This window comes from Halorubrum tibetense (genome assembly GCF_055396225.1).
The window spans coordinates 2,425,191-2,443,284 of sequence record NZ_AP043742.1; the positions used below are offsets into that span (position 1 = coordinate 2,425,191).

Annotated in this window: 15 protein-coding genes; 8 read left to right on the plus strand and 7 right to left on the minus strand. The window is 67.6% G+C overall.

The features are described 5' to 3' along the window. Positions 1-101 precede the first annotated feature (101 nt). Positions 102-2,264 carry a glycoside hydrolase family 32 protein gene (locus ACZ5TV_RS12100; RefSeq protein ID WP_379779316.1) on the minus strand — a complete coding sequence of 721 codons (2,163 nt, stop codon included), beginning with the start codon at positions 2,262-2,264 and terminating at the stop codon, positions 102-104. A gap of 114 nt (positions 2,265-2,378) precedes the next feature. Here ACZ5TV_RS12100 and ACZ5TV_RS12105 point away from each other — a divergent pair, with 114 nt between their 5' ends. From ACZ5TV_RS12105 to ACZ5TV_RS12125, 5 genes are all read left to right on the plus strand, one after another. Beyond that, on the plus strand, positions 2,379-2,693 hold the full coding sequence (locus tag ACZ5TV_RS12105) for a YbjQ family protein (protein ID WP_379779318.1): 315 nt from the start codon (positions 2,379-2,381) through the stop codon (positions 2,691-2,693). 68 nt (positions 2,694-2,761) lie between these two features. Further along, positions 2,762-3,673: an ABC transporter substrate-binding protein gene (locus ACZ5TV_RS12110; RefSeq protein ID WP_379779320.1), complete on the plus strand. Its 912-nt coding sequence runs from the start codon at positions 2,762-2,764 to the stop codon at positions 3,671-3,673. 9 nt (positions 3,674-3,682) lie between these two features. Further along, a complete protein-coding gene (locus ACZ5TV_RS12115) occupies positions 3,683-4,411 on the plus strand; it encodes an ABC transporter permease (protein ID WP_379779322.1) in 729 nt (242 codons plus the stop codon). Then, on the plus strand, positions 4,411-5,220 hold the full coding sequence (locus ACZ5TV_RS12120; RefSeq protein WP_379779324.1) for an amino acid ABC transporter ATP-binding protein: 810 nt from the start codon (positions 4,411-4,413) through the stop codon (positions 5,218-5,220). Before ACZ5TV_RS12115 ends, ACZ5TV_RS12120 begins: the two co-directional genes overlap by 1 nt. 54 nt (positions 5,221-5,274) lie before the next feature. Further along, the gene (locus ACZ5TV_RS12125; protein WP_379779326.1) at positions 5,275-5,970 is read left to right on the plus strand and encodes a TOBE domain-containing protein; all 696 of its coding nucleotides are present in this window, start codon (positions 5,275-5,277) and stop codon (positions 5,968-5,970) included. A gap of 295 nt (positions 5,971-6,265) precedes the next feature. On the opposite strand, the gene ACZ5TV_RS12130 is transcribed toward ACZ5TV_RS12125, so the two are convergent. Continuing rightward, positions 6,266-7,942 carry an acyl-CoA mutase large subunit family protein gene (locus ACZ5TV_RS12130; RefSeq protein ID WP_379779328.1) on the minus strand — a complete coding sequence of 559 codons (1,677 nt, stop codon included), beginning with the start codon at positions 7,940-7,942 and terminating at the stop codon, positions 6,266-6,268. 75 nt (positions 7,943-8,017) lie between these two features. Here ACZ5TV_RS12130 and ACZ5TV_RS12135 point away from each other — a divergent pair, with 75 nt between their 5' ends. Further along, positions 8,018-8,683: an O-methyltransferase gene (locus ACZ5TV_RS12135; protein WP_379779330.1), complete on the plus strand. Its 666-nt coding sequence runs from the start codon at positions 8,018-8,020 to the stop codon at positions 8,681-8,683. 4 nt (positions 8,684-8,687) lie between these two features. Here the strand turns inward: ACZ5TV_RS12135 and ACZ5TV_RS12140 are convergent, their stop codons facing one another. Then, on the minus strand, positions 8,688-9,632 hold the full coding sequence (locus ACZ5TV_RS12140; protein ID WP_464383886.1) for a DUF368 domain-containing protein: 945 nt from the start codon (positions 9,630-9,632) through the stop codon (positions 8,688-8,690). A 9-nt stretch (positions 9,633-9,641) separates the two neighbouring features. Next, positions 9,642-12,797 (minus strand): oligosaccharyl transferase, archaeosortase A system-associated, encoded by a 3,156-nt coding sequence (locus tag ACZ5TV_RS12145; protein WP_379778725.1) that lies wholly within the window; start codon positions 12,795-12,797, stop codon positions 9,642-9,644. A gap of 123 nt (positions 12,798-12,920) precedes the next feature. On the opposite strand from ACZ5TV_RS12145, the gene aglG reads away from it, so the two are divergent. Together aglG and ACZ5TV_RS12155 are read left to right on the plus strand one after the other, a co-directional pair. Further along, positions 12,921-13,868, plus strand: coding sequence for a glucosyl-dolichyl phosphate glucuronosyltransferase (aglG, locus tag ACZ5TV_RS12150; RefSeq protein WP_379778722.1), 948 nt, complete (start codon positions 12,921-12,923; stop codon positions 13,866-13,868). Beyond that, a complete protein-coding gene (locus tag ACZ5TV_RS12155) occupies positions 13,865-14,896 on the plus strand; it encodes a glycosyltransferase (protein ID WP_379778720.1) in 1,032 nt (343 codons plus the stop codon). Before aglG ends, ACZ5TV_RS12155 begins: the two co-directional genes overlap by 4 nt. Here ACZ5TV_RS12155 and ACZ5TV_RS12160 read toward each other — a convergent pair whose 3' ends face one another. From ACZ5TV_RS12160 to aglM, 3 genes are all read right to left on the minus strand, one after another. Then, positions 14,897-15,664, minus strand: coding sequence for a hypothetical protein (locus ACZ5TV_RS12160; protein WP_379778718.1), 768 nt, complete (start codon positions 15,662-15,664; stop codon positions 14,897-14,899). A 73-nt stretch (positions 15,665-15,737) separates the two neighbouring features. Further along, positions 15,738-16,688, minus strand: coding sequence for a DUF7847 domain-containing protein (locus tag ACZ5TV_RS12165; protein ID WP_379778716.1), 951 nt, complete (start codon positions 16,686-16,688; stop codon positions 15,738-15,740). 48 nt (positions 16,689-16,736) lie between these two features. Continuing rightward, positions 16,737-18,050 carry a UDP-glucose 6-dehydrogenase AglM gene (gene aglM / locus ACZ5TV_RS12170; RefSeq protein ID WP_379778714.1) on the minus strand — a complete coding sequence of 438 codons (1,314 nt, stop codon included), beginning with the start codon at positions 18,048-18,050 and terminating at the stop codon, positions 16,737-16,739. Positions 18,051-18,094: the final 44 nt, after the last annotated feature.

Consider the following 18,094-nt stretch of genomic DNA (forward strand, 5'->3'; position numbering starts at 1 on the left):
GACCCGGCCGAACCTGAAGACTACGCGGTCGAACAGGGTGATTCGGCCGATCCACGGCCGGTACCGCCGGAGACGGAGTCGCCGTCACCGAGGAGCTAATGTCAACGCATGATCCCGCCGAGCTTCCACGCCGAGAGCGATCCGACGCTCGCGCGGCCCCCTTCCGCACTCATCGAGACCCCGACTGCGTCTTCGCGGGTGGGATACACCCTGGTCGTCAGACAGTGGCGCTCGTTGGCATAGATCTCGATCACCGACCGATCGACGAACACCCGCAGCGACAGCGGCTCGTCGTACGGCGGAACCGGCATCTCTTGGGGGTGCCCCGTCGATCGGTGGTCCTCGCTCGCGTCGTCGCGCTCGACGATCAGGTCGCCGGCGTGCGTGTACCGGATCCGGGTGTGTTCGGCCCGGTCCGGCGTCTCGTGGACCGAGAGCGTGACGCTTTCGGCGTCGTCGATCGCGATATCGAGCGACAGCTCCAGCGTCGCGCCCGCCGCGTCGAGGGACCGTCGTTCGCCGTCCGCGAGGGCAAACGCGTCCGCGGTTTCCAGTCGGTCCTCCCTGAGCTCCGTGAGCTCGGTCGCGGGGCGTTGACGCAGCCGCCCCGCTTCGTCGGTCGTTATCTCCCGCGGGAGCGAGAGGGCGCCGGACCAGCCGGCGTCCCACTGGGCGTCCGGATCGCGAGCCTCCGGGACCCACCCCCAGGTGAGCGTTCGGTCGCCGTCGCGGAGCGACTGGGGCGCGTAGAAGTCGCCGTGGTCGAGTAGTCCCTGCCGCTCGGGCTCGAACGTACCGTTCTCGAACTGGCCCAGAAAGTAGACGACGTTCTCGTAGTCGGAGACGTGGAGCAGCTGCTCGTCGCCGAGGTCGAGCAGCTCCGGGCACTCCCACACCGTGCCCGAGGCGGGCGGCCCGGTCAACACCGGCCCCTCGTACGTCCACTCTCGGAGGTCGGTAGCGGTGTACAGAAGCACCGCGCCGCGACCGTCCGCGAGCCCCGTCCCGATGAGCTGGTACCACGTCCCGTCGTCGCGCCAGATACAGTGGTCGCGGAACTCCGCGCGCCAGTGCTCCGTCTCGAGGAGATCCAAGTCGTCCGGCGGCGACTCGATCACCGGGTTCGATGGGTCCTTGTCCCACCGCCTAAGGGCGGGATCGTCCGTCGTGGCCAAGCAGGGGAGCTGGTCGCGATCCCGGCCGCCGGTGTACACGATCGTCGCGACGCCGTCGTCGTCGACGGCACACCCGGACCAGCAGCCGTCGCGGTCGGGACCGTCCGGAGAGGGCGCGAGCGCGACCGGTTCGTCGGTCCACGTCACGAGGTCGTCGCTGACCGCGTGCCCCCAGTGGATCGTGTTGTGGAACGGGCCGGCCGGGTTGTACTGATAGAAGACGTGGTATTGCCCGTTCCACGTCGTGAGTCCGTTCGGGTCGTTCAGCCAGTTCGCCGGGGCCGTGAGGTGGTACGCCGGTCGGTCCCGTTCGTCGGGGACGCGCTCGCGGAGCGCGCGGAGCGCCTCGGGTGTGGTCGGTCTGGGAGGGGTAGCGTCGCCGGCGGCCAGCCCACGGAGACAGCCAGTGAGGAACCCGTCGCGGGTCTCGGCGAGCGCCGCCGCGCGTCCCTCGTCGGGCGCGAGTGTTCCGTCGAACGTGATCGGGGCACCGACACCGAGGACGCCGCCGTCGTTTCCGGCTTCGTTGGCTCCGCGATCCTCGACGCTCCACGAGACGACCGTCATCCGGCCGGGATCGTCGTCGTCGCCATGGACGGTCGAGGCGAGCACCTCGCCCCGCTCGGGGAGCACGGCCTCGTATTGCACCGCCGGGGCCGTCCCGTGATCGCGGAGCGGGTGGCGGAGCCCGTCCAAGGCCGTTACACTCGGGTGGTCCTCGTACACCGACCGCCAGAGGAGGCCAGTGGACTCGGTGACCGCCTCGTCGAGCACCGTATCCGGCGGGACGCTCTCGACGGACAGGTCGTCGACCGCGGCCATCGCCCGAAGCGACAACAACAGCCCGCCGCCGTCGGCGAGGAACGCCTCGATCGCGGGCCGGGCGGTTTCGAGCGGCGACGGCCCTTCCAACGGGGCAACGCGGTGCCACCAGCAGACGTCGACCGCCTCCGGAACGGTCTCCGTCTCGGCGGCGTTGAGGAGCTCGTGGCTGACGCCGTGGTCGCGGAGCCACTCGATCGCGGCCTCCTGTTCCGGTGAGCGCCCCCCTTCGTGGAGGACCCCGACGTGAACCGACGGCTCGGACATACCGGATGAACTCATCACCGAGTAAAAACCGTGTCGCACTGGTGGTCCGCCCTGCACTTACCCCGTTCGTCTATCGTCGTCATTAGTTAAGTACTCTACCGCCAATGTATGGATATGGAGCTCTCCAACACTGACAGTGTCGCGGGCAGCGAGGTCGTCGAGACGCTGGGTGTCGTTCGCGGCAACACGGTTCGCGCGCGGAACGTCGGTCGGGACTTCACGCAGGGCCTCCGCAACCTCGCGGGTGGGGAACTGAAAGGGTACACGGAGCTGATGACCGACGCCCGTGACGAGGCTCAAGCGCGGATGGTCGAGGAAGCGGAAGCGCTTAACGCCGACGCGGTCGTCAACGTGCGCTTTACGACGTCATCGATCGCCGACAGCGGCGCGGAGATACTCGCGTACGGGACCGCGGTTCGGCTCCGATAGTATAACCGCACCCGGTTACGTAAACGTCGAAATGGATAAGTGCGTAGCCCGGGATCGTTGTATCATCAATGATTCAACGCAGAGCGTTCCTCGCCGCAACCGTCGGCGGGACGGCTGCGGCTCTCGCCGGGTGTGCCGATGATGGCGGGGGAGACGAAGCAGCGATCCTCGACGAGACGCTTACGCTCACGACGACGACAAGCACCTACGACACGGGGCTGCTGGACGAGGTGAACGCCGCGTTCGAAGCCCGGTACGGGGTCGAAGTCCAGGCCATCGCGCGAGGAACTGGAGCGGCACTGGAGACCGGAAGGGCCGGCGACTCGGACGTCGTCATGGTCCACGCCCGCTCGCTCGAAGACGAGTTCCTCAGGGAGGGACACGGCATCAACCGCCGCGATCTGATGTTCAACGACTTCGTCGTCGTCGGGCCCGACGACGATCCCGCCGGGATCGACGGCATGGACGAGGTGACCGAGGCGTTCCGGGCCATCGCCGATGCGGAGGCCACCTTCGTCTCACGCGGCGACAACTCCGGCACGCACGCGAAGGAGCTGGCCATCTGGGACGCGTCGGATGTCGATCCCGGCGGCGAGTGGTACCGCGAAGCCGGGTCCGGGATGGGTGAGGTGCTGAATCAGGCCGACCAGACGCCCGCCTACACCCTCTCGGACCGTGGCACGTTCATTTCTCAGCAATCCGAACTCGACATCGAGATCCGGGTTGAGGGCCCGATCGAGGGCGGGCCGGAGCTCCTCGCTAACCCGTACGGCATCGTCGCGGTGGACCCCGGCGTCCACGAGAACGTCAACTACGACCTCGCGATGGCCTACATCGGGTTCCTTACCTCGCATGAAGGGCAGGAAATCATCGAAGAGTACACCGTTGAGGGTGAGCAGCTGTTCTTCCCCGAGGCGGTCTCGGAAGACCCGAACTTCCGGCAGTACGTGCCCGAGGACTGGTCACCGGACGAGGAGTGACATCCGGCCATGATCGAGTTCGTTTCGTCCGTCCCGGGACTCGTGGACCCCTCCGTTCCGCTCTTTGTCGAGTTCCCCTTCGAGCGGAACTACGTCGAGAGCATCATCGCCGTCTCGCTGTACGTGAGCCTTACGGCCGTCCTGATCAGCACGTTGGTGAGTCTGCCGATCGCGATGCTCGTCGGCTTCTCGGAGTTCCCCGGGAGGGGATCCCTCGTCGCCGTCATCAACACGGGAATGGGGTTCCCGAGCGTCGTCGTCGGCTTAGTCGTCCTCTTCGCCGTTTCGAATCAGGGTCCGCTCGGGCCGCTGAACCTCGTGTTCACGACGGAGGCGATGATATTGTCACAGTTCGTCCTCGCGACGCCGGTTATCACGGGCGTCAGCCTCGCCGCCGTGACCAGCGTCGAGGAGGGGGTCCGTGACGCCGCGTACGCGATGGGTGGGACTCGCGTCGACGTCGCGCTCGTGACGATCAAGGAGGCCCGCTACGGGATCGTCACCGGGGTCCTCGCCGGTCTCGGGCGCGCGATCAGCGAGGTGGGATCGGTGCTCATCGTCGGTGGGAACATCGCCGGTGCCGACGGCACCTCGATCACCCGAACGCTCACGACGGCGATCCAGCTCGAGGCTCGACAGGGCCGCTTCGAGTTGGCGCTGATCCTCGGTGCGATCCTCGTAGTGCTCGTCCTGTCGATCAACGCCATCGTCCTACGGCTCGGCGGGGGTCGTCTCTAATGCAGCAACGCCAGCGGGAACGTGAGCCGGAACAGCGAATCGAAGCGGGACTCTCCGCCAGGAACGTCAGCCACGGCTTCGCCGACACCGACGTTCTCGACGGTGTGACGTTCGGGATCGATCCGGGAGAGACCGTGGCGATAATCGGTCCCTCCGGGACGGGAAAGACCACACTCCTCCGACTGTTGTCGCTCTTTTATCAGCCCGACGCGGGGACCGTCGAGATGGACGGTACCGACGTGTGGTCGCGCTCCGAGCGTGACCGCCTCGCTGTCCGACGCCGGATCGGGATGGTGTTTCAGGAGCCGAACCTCTTCGACGCGACCGTCCGTCGGAACGTGGAGTACGGACGGCATATCCGCCGCGACTGGCGCGATCGGGTCCTGCGGTGGTGCTCGCGGCTCCGCGGGGGGCACACGACTCGCGAGATCACGGAGGCCCTGAAGGTCGTCGGCCTCGCCGACGCGGAGACCCAGTCGGCGTCCTCACTGTCGGGCGGCGAGGCACAGCGAGTCGCGTTCGCCCGCGCGCTCGCCTACGACCCCGACTTCCTGCTGTTGGACGAACCGACGTCGGACCTCGATCCCCGAAACACGGCGGCCATCGAGGAGGCGATAGAGACGGCCCGGAAGCGGGGGCTCGGCGTCGCTGTCGCCACACACGACATGAATCAGGCCGAGCGTATCGCCGATCGAGTGGCGGTGATGCTCGACGGGGGACTCATCGAGGTCGGCCCCGCCGAGCGGGTGTTCACGACGCCCGAGGACCCCCGCGCCCGGAAGTTCATCGAAGGAGAGCTCGTCTATTGAGCCGTGACGATCCGACGGCAAGAACCTAAACGCCTCCCCGAGTAGTCCTCACCGATGGACGAAACGAGCGGGCAGGGACGCGCGACGCTGGTTCGGAACGGGGTCGAGTTCGCCGAGCGTGACGTCGTATTGCTCCGGGAGATCGGCGAGACGGGATCGGTCGCCAGGGCTTCCTCGAACCTCGGCCGCTCGCGTGCCCGGGACCTCTCGCGTATCGAAACGCTCGAATCTGCCTTCGGCGACCTCGTCGAGCGGTATCGCGGCGGGAGTGACGGCGGCGGGAGCCGACTCACGAAGAACGCGATACAGCTGGTAAACCAGTACGAGCGGCTCCAAGTCGTGCTCTCCGCGACTGCACGAGTCCCCGAAACCGTTCTCGAGGGGACGGTCGAGACTGTTACCGGCGAGTTGGCGGACGTGACGACCGGGATCGGAACAGTCCGCGGTCTTCACGACGGGGCCGAACCTGGTGATCACGTCCAGATCCGAATCGGTGCGGACTCGATCACCGTGCTCGAACCGGCTGCGGACCCCGACCCCGATTCAACGAGTGCGAGGAACCGCCTCTCCGGAACGATCGACGGGATCGACCGTGGAAAGACGGTTTTCACCGTCCGTGTCGATGTCGACGGGACCGGTTTTCGAGCACTCGTCACGAAAGACAGTGCCGATCGACTCGCCCTAGTGGAGGGACGTGACGTCGTGATAACTTGGAAGGCAACGGCCACGTGGCTCGCTCACGAGATCTGAATCGGGTGTCTATTTATAAATGAGATCCGTTCAGCTGCTCCCTAGAAGCGGTACGCACATCCCGCGTATTGACCGATCGGGAGAAGCGTCTCACCTGTTGTGATCCGTAACGGCATCACTCAGACACGACCGCGGATGGTCGATTATAATACTCTCTTGATATGTCGCCACTGACCGGCTATGGGTCATCATCGGAGCCACGGGGCCTTTATAACCACACACGTCGACAGGTCGTCGGAGCCGCCCCCATCTTCGTGGGACACTCCGTGAGCGACCCGCTCGGAGGAGTGACCGGCTACCGCCCCGGCTTGTACTCCCCGAACTCGTCGCGGAACACGTCGCTTATCTCTTGAACCGTCGCGTACGCCTTCACCGCGTCGACGACGTGTGGCATGACGTTCTCGTCGCCGCGGGCCGCCTCACGGAGCGACGCGAGCGCGGCGTCGACCGCCTCGCCGTCGCGGTCGGCTTTTATCTCCTGTAAGCGCTCGCGCTGTTCCGCCTCCTGTTCGGGATCGACCTCTTCTAAGTCCATCTCCGGCTCCTCGTCCACTTGGAACTCGTTGACGCCGACGATCACGCGCTCGCCCGCTTCGATCTCCTGCTGGCGCTCGAAGGCGACGTCTTGGATCTGCCGTTGGACCCACTGGCTCTTGACCGCTTCCAGCATCCCGCCGCGGTCGTCGACCTCCTCCAGGATCTCGAAGGCGTCCGCTTCGACCCCGTCGGTGAGGCTCTCGACGTAGTAGCTGCCGGCGAGCGGGTCGATCGTGTCCGCCGCGCCCGACTCGTGTGCGAGGATCTGCTGTGTCCGCAGCGCGGTTCGGACGGACTTCTCGGTGGGTAGCGCGAGCGCCTCGTCCTTCCCGTTCGTGTGGAGGCTCTGGGTCCCGCCGAGCACCGCCGCGAGCGCCTGATACGCCACCCGGACGACGTTGTTCTCGATCTGCTGGGCCGTCAATGTGGAGCCGCCGGTCTGGGTGTGGAACTTCAGCTGTTTGGATTTGGGGTTCTCCGCGCCGAACCGCTCCTCCATGATCTCGGCCCACATCCGGCGAGCCGCCCGGAACTTCGCGGCCTCCTCGAAGACGTTGTTGTGGGCGTTGAAGAAAAAGGAGAGCTGCGGGGCGAACTCGTCCACGTCGAGCCCGGCGTCGACGGCCGCCTGCACGTACTCGATCCCGTTACCGAGCGTGAACGCGACCTCTTGGGCGGCTGTCGATCCCGCTTCCCGGATGTGGTACCCCGAGATGGAGATCGTGTTGAAGTTGGGGACCTCCGCCGCACAGAACTCGAAGATGTCGGTGATGAGCCGCATCGACGGCTCCGGCGGGTAGATGTAGAGGTTCCGCGCGATGTACTCCTTCATCACGTCGTTTTGGATCGTCCCGCGGAGCTCCGTCCGGTCGACGCCCTGCTCGTCGCCCATCGCGATGTACATCGCGAGCAGGACGCTGGCCGGCGCGTTGATCGTCATCGACGTCGACACCTCGTCGAGCGGGATCCCTTCGAACACCGTCTCGAAGTCATCCAACGTGTCGATGGCGACTCCGGACCGTCCGACCTCGCCCTCGGCCATCGCGGCGTCGGAGTCGTACCCCATCTGCGTCGGGAGGTCGAACGCCATCGAGAGCCCTGAAGAGCCCTCGTCGATCAGGTAGCGAAACCGGTTGTTGGTCTCGGCGGCAGTTCCCATTCCGGCGTACTGTCGCATCGTCCACAGCCGCCCGCGGTGCATCGTCGAGTAGACGCCGCGGGTGTACGGTTCCTCGCCGGGGAACCCGGCGTCCTCGCGGTAGTCGTGGTCCGCGACATCCGCGGGGGTGTACAGCGGGTCGACCGACTGGCCGCCCGTGTCGGTGGTGAACTCCGCCTCGCGCTCCCCGAATCGCTCGACGGTGTCGCCGTACGTCCCCTCCTCCCAGGACGCCTTCGCCTCGCGGATCTCGGCCAGTTCCTCGGGGTCGAACATTACGAACACGATGGGCCGACCGGGACTTAACCGTTGTCGGTCACGTTCAAGTGTCACGGCGGTCACCCCGACGACATGGACGTACTCTCCGAGGGTGGACGACGGTTCCTGACGGCGACGGCACCCGAACACACTGCGGTCCAAGCGGAGATGGCCGAGCTCGCCGACGAGTGGGAGTTCCCGATCATCGGCCCGGACGCGGGCGCGGTCCTCCGACTGCTCGCCAGGCTCACCGACGCGGAGCGGGTGTTCGAGTTCGGCTCCGGCTTCGGCTACTCGGCGACGTGGTTCCTGCGGGGCGGTGCCGACGCGGTGATCTGTACAGAGTTCGATGTCGAGGAGGCCGAACGGGGTCGCGAGCTCGCGCGGTCGTACGGCTACGACGACGCCGTCACTTTCGAGGTCGGCGACGCGATGGAAACGATCGACCGGTACGACGGTCCCTTCGACGTCGTGTTGATCGACCACCAGAAGTCGCGCTACCTCGACGCGTTCCGCGAGGTCCTCCCGAAACTCCGCCACGGGGACGTCGTCGTCGCCGACAACATCGCTCGCGGACCGATCGACTTCGAGCGACTGGTCGACCACGCGGCGGACGGGCGGCCGCTGCCGACCACCGAGGCGGACGCGCAGACACACGGGATCGGGACGTACGTCGAGGCAGTCCGTGCGAACGACGCGGTCGAAACGGCGATCCTCCCGGTCGGGTCGGGGATCGCGGTGTCGACGCGCGTCGAGTGACCGGTCAGTACTCGACGACCCCGGCGTACCGGTCGACGACGAGCACGGCTGCCGCGCCGACGACCGCCGCGGCCGCGAACCGGGGGGCGGCGCTCGCCCACGTCTCGCCCGACTCGGCGAGCCGGAGGGAAACTTCGACGACGGGCGCGCGGAGCGCGCCGACGACGAGGCTCACGAGGAACGCCAGCGTCGCCGCCCGCGCCCGTTTCAGCGCGTACCTGACCGCGTGTGCGACGGTGAGCACCCCCACGACGCCGCCGGCGAGGAACGTGACGACCGGCGGGGCCGCCGTCACGAGCTCGTCGCCGCCGTTTCCGAGCAGCACGCCGGCGGCCCCGTCGAGAAACGCCGACAGTGACCGTGTCATGTACTCGTACTGCCCGAGGATCACCAGAAACAGCGAGCCGGACACGCCCGGAAGCACCATCGCGCTGACCGCCACCGCGCCCGAGAGGAACACCACGGGGAGCGCGTGTCCGAGCGCGGTCGCGGCGTAGCCGGAGGTGAGAAAGGCGACGAGGAACCCCGTTAGCGCGGCCGCCTTCCGCCCCGGCGTCCCCACGTCGACCGCACCGAACAGGACGACCGCCGAGGCACCGATGAGCCCGAAAAAGAACCCGTAGGTCCCGACGGGCACCGAGACGAGGAGGACCTCAACGAGACGCAACACCGCGACGACCGCGGAGAGGATCCCCGTGAGGAGCACGACGAGGAACCCGCCGTCGGCCTCCCGGAACGCCGCGAGCGCGTCGGGTCGGTTCCCCCGGACGACCCCGGAGCATATCCGGCGGATCCGCGCCGGATCGATCGCGGTCACCGCCGTGATCAGCCGCTCGTAGATCCCGACGATGAGCGCGATCGTGCCGCCCGAGACGCCGGGAACCGCGTCGGCGGCCCCCATCGCCAGCCCCTTCAGGTACAGCGCCAGCCACTCCCGGGCGTCGGCCATCGCGATCGCTCAGGCCTCGACCGTGCTCGCGGCGGCGGGCACGTCGCCGTCGGCGGACACGTCCGGGCCCGCGATCGTTGCGCTATCGTCGTCGTTCGTGCCTTCCGCCTCGTCTTCTTCGCCGTTCTCGTCATCGATCGGGCACTCGGGGTCGCCCGCCGGACAGTCGAGGATCTCCTCGTCGAGCTCGACGGTCAGTGTCTCGTCGTCGACGCCGACGACTTGGCCCTCGGTGACGTCGAGCTCGCCCACTTGCTGGGTCGTGTAGAGGTCGTCGTCGGTGACGGGCTCGGTCGTCAGCTCGTATGGCCCGGTCGCTTGGACGCTCGTGTTCGTGTACCCCTCATCGGGGCCGAACTCCTCGTACCCTGTCGTCGAGTAGGGGAGGTGGAGCTCGAACTCGCCGTTCGCGTCCGCCTCCGCGTACTGCGTGTACTCGAACGTCTCGTTCGACGCTGGCATCGACATCTCGACGGTCGCTTCGACCTCCTCGCCGGGTTCGGCACCGGACCCGTTGACGGCCGCGCCGGGGACGCGCTCGAACGTCTTGACCCAGTTGGCTTCGGTCCGGCGCAGCTCGTCCGCGCCCAGCCCGGTGACCTGCTGCTGCTGGATCAGCCGCTGGAGGTAGCTCTGCGACTGGAAGGCGGTCGGCTCGGTCGCGTGGACGAGCCGGTAGTTCTCGAGCGCCTCCACGCGCTCGGTCGGGTTCGCGCCGACGCCGCCGAGCTGGGCGGTCTCGCCCTGGTCCTCGGCGAACGCCTCTGCCTCTTCGAGGCTATCGAACTGCATGATCGGCTCCTGATCCGGGTCCGCGGGGAACGTCCGGAGATCGACGGTACCGCCCGTACCGTCCTGGAACTGCTGTTCGTCCCAGCTGACGACGACGGGTTCGGGGTCTGCCGCGCTCCCGTGGTACTCGTAGAGCCGGACCATCTGGCTCTCGTAGTAGCGCTGCGTGTTGATCTGGGTCGTCGGCTGTGCGCCGCCCTCGACGGGCTCCCACAGCAGCCAGTTGACGTCGTCCTGTTCGAGCGCGGCGTCGTCGTAGAACGTGACGGGGGCCCCGAACTTCTCGCCCGGCGTCACCATCTCCCAGTCGACCATCACGTACCGCGTGCGCTCGCCCTCGTCGCTCTGGCGAGCGAGCACCTCCGCCGCCTGCTCCTCGTCCGGCGCGAGCAGGTAGTTTGCGGCTTCGCCCGCGTTCTGTTGGAACGGGTTAGCGTTCGGTATCCGCTCCGCGCGGGTGGTGATCCAGTGGCCGTAGTCCCACCACGACTGGACGCCGTACGCGCCCTCGGGATAGTCGAAGTCGTCGTCAGCGGGGCGCTCGTAGGTGCCGTACAGCTCCATCGGTTCGTCCGCACCTTCGAGCTCGCCCGGGTGGGGCGTCTCCTCGTTCATCCACTGGAGGCTCTCGTCCCACTGGACGACCTCGCCCGGACCCGTCGCCGCCCCCACGGCCCACACCGGTCCGGTCATGAACACGAGGGGAGCGATCAGCACGACCGCGACCGTGGCGGCGATCATCACCTGCCACCCCTCGACCTCCCGGAGCTCGTCGAGCGAGCGATCCAAGTCGAGGGCGTCGATCGTCAGCTGGAGGAAGTACGCCGCGCCGATCGCGACGATCACCGCCAGGTAGTAATTGAACCGGGTCTGGGTGAACGCCATCGACGCGATGAACGCGGCCCAGACGACGAAGTACAGCTCCTCGGTGTCGTACTCGACGAGGAACGTCGCGCCGACGAGGAACCCTGCGGCGAGCACGAGTCCGACCACCTGCCAGCTCACGCCGACGAGGCCGCCGATCGCGTCGTAGAGGCTGGGGAGCGCGTAGATGGAGCCAACGACCGCGAACGCGGCGACCGCGTACAGCGTGTGGTTCGCCTCGCCGCTCCGGATCAGCGGCCGGAGCAGGACGTACAGGACGGCGGCCAGCGCGAGGAGGAAGGCGAGGCCGTACTGTGAGATGACGAAGTCCGCGAACTCCTGTCGCATCAGCGGCGGCGCGGCCTCGCCGATGGTCCGCGTGGTGTCGCGGGCGCTGAACCCGACCGTGTTCAACAGGTTGCTCGTGACCGTCGACCACAGCGAGGGGATCGCGAGCCAGACGATCGCCGCCGACGCGAGGATCAGCCCGCCGACCGTGGGCGGATACGTCCCTAGTTCGAGCTCCTCGCGCGCCTCCCACTGCCGGGCGAGCCACGCGAGGAACACCGCGCCGAGCGCGACGCCGAGCGGAAGGACGACCTGCGTGAGCGAGTAATCGGTGACGCCGAAGGAGAACTCGTCGAGCGGGACCAGCTGCATCAGTCCGGCGACGGTCATCGACACCGCACCCGCGAAGGCGATCGGATCCGGGCTCGTGCCGTGGTACACGTCGCTCGTGATCTTCACTGCGAGGAAGATGCCGGTGAAGCCGACCATGAGGACGCCGGGCTGCCACGTCCACATGTACAGCCCGAGCGCGACGCCCGCGGCGGCCGCGTAGGCGGTCGGTCGTTTGAGCGCCGGCCAGTCACGGTCGACGACGAGCTCCCAGACGGGTTTCTCCCGCTCCGCGACCGCGAACGCGACGAGGAACCCGAGGACCGCGACGGTCTGGAAGAGCATCTCGCCCGCGTGGTGATCGTTGAACCCGACGAGCGTGTAACTGAAGAACGTCCCAGGGAGCAGTGCGAGGACGGCGACCGCAGCGACCGCGGCGAACCGGTCGACGAACCGTCGCGCGATGAAGTACGTCGGGATCGCGACGAGGGTCCCGACGATCGCGGACATGAGGAGCATCACCCGCATCGCGCCCTCCTCGCCGCCGCCGGTGATCGGCGTCGCGAGGAAGACGAAGACGGCCGTGATGTAGTCCCAGAGCGTCCCGAACTGCCCCACGTGTCGGCCGAAGGGGAACCCGGTCCACGGATCGAACGCCATGCTGCTCGGGAAGTTTTCCAGAAGATACGTCGTCTCGCGGTAGTGATACCATGGGTCGTTTCCGCGGAAGTACACGTCGCCGTCGACGATGAAACTGCCGTACGACTGGACGCGGGTCCACAGCATGACCACCAGTATCCCGAGGAGGGCCGGGACGTGATACCACCGTTCGAGGAGGGCAAGGGGGGAGTCCTCGCCGTCTCCAGCGTCGGCGTCGGTTCGCTGGCTCATTACACGATGACACTTCCAAAACCTCCATAAGCCTTGTTATACCACGCCGGATTCGGATGCCCCGACCGGGAGGCGGCCACTCGTCAGAACGCTTATTCGGCCGGGTGAAAAACCGGTTCCCGAATGAAGGTCTCCGTCGTCGTCTGTACGTACACGATGGACCGATACGACGTCTTCACGGAGGCCGTCGAAAGCGCGCTCGCACAGCGCTACGATCCCGTAGAGGTCGTGTTGGTCATCGACGGCAACCCGGCGGTGTACGACCGAACGGTCGAGGAGTTCGGCGGCCGGGAGGGCGTGATCGTCCACGACAACGAGGAGAACCGAGGGATCTCCTACAGCCGCACGAAAGGTGCCGAGCTGGCCTCCGGCGATATCGTCGCGTTTATCGACGACGACGGGGTCGCGGAGCCCGACTGGATCGAGACGCACGTCGACGCGTACGAACGGACCGACGCGGTCGCCGTCGCGGGGTACGTCGCCCCCGACTGGGTGGGTGAAAAGCCCTCGTTCTTTCCCGAAGAGTTCTACTGGCTCGTCGGCTGTACGGAGCGCGGATTCGCGGCCGACGGCGAGATCGTCCGCAACGGGTACGGGTCCAACGTCTCCTACGACCGGGACGTGTTCCTCGACGTGGGGGGGTACGACGTGAACACGGGCCGGAAGGGCGATAGGCACGTTCAGGCACACGAGGCACCGGTCGGGATCCGGATCCGAGAAGAGTACGGGCAGGGCGTGGTGTACGTCGAGGACGCCGTCGTCCACCACACGCTGTTCGAGTACCGGGGACGATTTCGGTGGCTCCTCTTCAGGTCGTTCTGGCAGGGGTTCTCGAAGCGCGTGATGGCCCTCCTGTACCCCGGCGCGCAGGGGAACGAGAGCGCCTTCCTGAAGGACCTGTTCGTCCGGGCGCTTCCGGACCGCGCCCGACGGACGGTCTCCGAACGGTCGAGTGAGCCCGCACAGGAGGCGGTGGCGATACTCGCGTTCACCGCCGCCGTCGGGTTCGGGTATCTGTACGGACTCGTCCGCCGCGACGTGCTCCGTGAGGATCCGGGGGCCGATACATGAACGACGGCTCCGACAGCGAGAGCGACGGAGCCGGCAGTGACCCGATGTTCTCCGTCCTTCACCTCGTCACCGCCGAGGAGGTGTTCTTCAGACAGCAGATCGACGTCTTGGAACGGAAAGGCGTCGAGACGACCGTCCTCGTCGTCCCCGGGCAGGAACAGATAGACGGGGACATGGGCGAGACGCGCGGAGTCCGCGAGTACCTCCGGTACCTCCCGATGGTCCGACGCGAACTCCGCCGGGGAGAGTACGACCTCGTCCACGCGAACTACGGGCTGACCGCCCCGTTCGCGGTGACACAGCGACGGCTCCCGGTGGTGTTGACGCTGTGGGGGTCGGACGTCGTCGGCTTCGACGGCGCGGTCACGAAGGCCTGTGCGTGGCGCTGTGACGCCGTGACCGTCCGGAGCCGGGAGATGCGCGAGCTGCTCGGACGGCCGGACGCCCATATCCTTCCGAGCGGCGTCGACCTCGATCGGTTCCGCCCGATAGACCGGGAGGACGCGCGCGAGCGCGTCGGCTGGGGTCGCGACCGACAACAGGTGCTGTTCCCGTACTCGCCGGCGTACGAACGGAAGAACTACCCGCTCGCCGAGCGCGTCGTGGAGGCGGCCGCCGATCGTCTCGGCGAGCCGGTCGACCTCCACACGATCTCCGATATCCCGCACGAGGAGGTCCCGTACTACGTGAACGCCGCGGACGCCGTGCTCCTCACCTCGGACCACGAGGGATCGCCGAACACGGTCAAGGAGGCGATGGCGTGTAACGTCCCCGTGGTCTCGACGGCCGTCGGCGACGTCCGCGAGCGGTTGGAGGGGGTGGCCCCCTCGGCGGTCGGCGAGTCGGAGGCGGAGCTCGTCGAGGGACTCGCCCGTGTCCTCGACGCCGGCGAGCGGTCGAACGGTCGCGAGGCGGTCAGGGAGGTGAGCTGGGACCGGATCGGGGACCGGATCCTCGACATCTATCGGTCGGTGACGGCCTCTCGCTCGAACGGGAGGGCCGGCGACTCGCCGCCTGACGACGACTGATCACACCCGTTCGGTCGGCGTCGAACACCGCATACAGAGCACGTCGGAGCCTGCCCAGTTGACGTCGTTCGAGCCACACGCCGGACAGCGGTGCGTCTCGTTGCCGTACTCCGTCGTTCCGCGCGGGGCCGCGAGGTGGCCGTCAGCGACTGCCCCATCGACGAGCCCGCCGAACCGCTGCTTCTTGTACCGGGCACGGTGTGCGAGGAACTCGCCCGCCTGCGAGGGGTCCGCCCCGTGGAGGTCTTCCCACTTGATCGCGATCTCGCCGTTCGCCTGCCCGCGAGCCACCTGTTTGATCGGCTCGGCTGCCGCGCCAAACAGGGGCGTCGTCGCGAGCGCCTGCGGCGATTCGATCGCGTCCCCGGCGGCGAGGTATCGCTCCGCGGCGTCGTCGTACGCGTCGGCTGCGCCATCGAGCCCCCCGGCGGCCCGGAAGTCGGCGACGAGCTCTGCCAGGCATGCGGCCTGTCCCGGCGCGGTGAGGACGCTCTGGAGGTCACGACTCGCCGCGATGCCTTCGACGGCACGCTGGGCGACACGGCGGGGCGTCCCTGCCACCCGATACGCCACCACGGCCGTGAGCAGCTGCTGGAGCCCCTGTCCGACCCACCCCTTCTCGTCGGGTTCGAACGGGTCGATCTCCGGACGCGGATCGGCGAGGACGCGCCGCCCACCGCGGGTGTATCGGTTCCCGGCCGCCTCGTACTCGCGAGCCGCCAATGCGTCCACCGCCGCGTCGTAATGACCGCCGTCCTGCGTGTTCATACCGATCGAACGGCTGCTGGCGGATTAGGGGTGGCGGTGGCGGCGGGCGGCGTGGAAGAACGGGCTCTACCTCTTAGTTCGCATCCGCGGTCCTCTCGGTCGTGTCCGCGGTCGTCTCCGCCCCCTCCGCGGCCGCCTCGGGAACCGAATCGGGCCGTATCGACTCGTAGAACGCCACCGAGTACGTGGCGTAAAACGCGCCGAAAACCCCGGTCGAGAGCACGTACACCGCCGCGAACGCGACCAGGATACCGAGCGTCGGCTCGACGCCGGCGACGAGGTCCGCGAGCGGCGACGCGGGGAGCTCCGGGCTCGCCGACCCCCGAGCCGCGCTCACTATCCCCCCGATCGCCCCGATCGTCCCGAACGCGACGCCGCCGACGAGCAGGACGAGCGAGTACCCGAACACGCCGAGGAGGTTCGACCGGACGAGGCCGACGCTCCGACGGAACCCGTCGACGAGCGACGTATCGTCAAGGACGATCGCGTGACTGTAGAACTGGACGAAGAACGTGACGAGGAGGTACGCGAGCGCGAGTCCGCCGGCAACGACGCCGATCACGGCGAGCAGCGTCACGCCACCGCCGCTCGCGACGCCGCTTGCTACGTCGACACCACCCGCGATACCGCTTCCACCGACACCACCTACGGACACCCCGATAACGGCGATGACGACGGCGAACACCACGACGAACGCGAAGACGACGTTGACCGCGAGCAGGACGAAGTACGCGAGTAGGAGCGGGACGTAGTTCGCTTTCCCCTCGGCGATCAGCGTCGAGAGGCTCGTCTTCCCACGGATCGCCTCGCTGGCCATCCCGAGGAGCCCGCCTTGGAAGAACGGGACGACGAGGATCAACACGCCGGTCGACACGAGCGACACGACCGCCGCCAGCACGGGACGCGTCGGTTGAACCAACAGGTTCGGCAGCTGGGAGAGCCCGAACAGCGCCGTGATCACGACGAGGACCGGGTTGCGGACGATACCGCTGGCTGCGGGTCGGATGGACTGGAGGGCCGTCATGACCGTGGGATCGTCAACGCGATATATAAACCCAAGCGTCGGAACCGATCACCACGTGAGCCCCTCGTAGCGGATCCCCTCGCGGCGTTCGACGATCCGCCGCCCGTCGACGACGACCGGCTCGCCGCGCCCCGTCGCCGAGCCCTCCATCGCATCGAACTCGTGGTCGAGAGCGGCGAACTCGTCCCAGTCGGTCACCACGAGCGCCGCGGTCGCACCATCCAGCGCCCCCGCGGCCGAGTCCGCGTACTCGATCTCCGGGAGCCGTTCGCGGGTGTTCGCGGTCGCGACGGGGTCGTACGCGACCACGTCCGCGCCGCGTGTCCGTAACCCTTCGATGACGGGGATCGCTCGCGAGTTCCGGATGTCGTCGGTGCCGGGCTTGAACGCGAGTCCGAGCACGGCCACCCGTTCGCCGGCGACGTCGACGTGGTCGTCGAGCAGGTCGAGCATCCGGTCCGGCTGCCCGTCGTTGACCGCGACCGTGGCGTCGAGCAACGGCGGCTCGTAACCGGCTTCGCGGGCGGCAGCACGGAGCGCGTCGACGTCTTTCGGGAAACAGCTCCCGCCGTACCCCACACCGGAACGCAGGAACCGCGCGCCGATCCGGTCGTCGAGCCCGACCGCGTCCATCACCTCGTAGGCGTCGATCCCGAACCGCTTACAGACGTTTCCGAGGTCGTTCGCGAGCGAGATCTTCGCGGCGAGCGTCGCGTTGTTCGCGTACTTGATCATCATCGCTGTCTCGGGATCGGTCCGGACGATAGGGACGTCCAGACCCGCGAGTAACGGTTCGTACGGGGTTTCCAGCCGTTCGGCCGCCCACTCCGAGGACGTTCCGAAGACGACCTTGTCAGGGTTCTTGAAGTCATCCACGGCCGACCCCTCCCGAAGGAACTCGGGGTTCGTCGCGACCTCGATCCGGTCGGCCGCCGGACCCGCGCCGCGGCGGACCGCCTCGCGGATCGTCTCCACGCCCGGCGGCGTGATCGTGCTCTTGATCACGACGAGGTGTCGGTCGTTCTCGGACAGCCCAGCAAGCGCCTCGCCGGTCGTTTCCGCGGCCGCGGAGAGCCCGGCGAGGTCGATACTCCCGTCGTCGTTCGACGGCGTGCCGACCGCGAGGAACGTGACATCGGACTCCGGAACCGGGTCGTACGACGTCGTCGCGTGGAGGCGGTCGCCGGCGTGTCGCGACAGGAGGTCGTCCAACCCCGGCTCGTGGATCGTCGCTCGCCCCTCGTTCAACGCCGCCACTACCTCCGGGTCGATGTCGATCGCAGTCACGTCGTGGTCGACGTCCGCGAGACACGCCGCGAGCGTCGTCCCGACGTACCCGCTCCCGACGACGGTTACATCCATACCTCAGGGAGGACGCTCCGGACGCAAGAGCGTTCCGCGTCGTT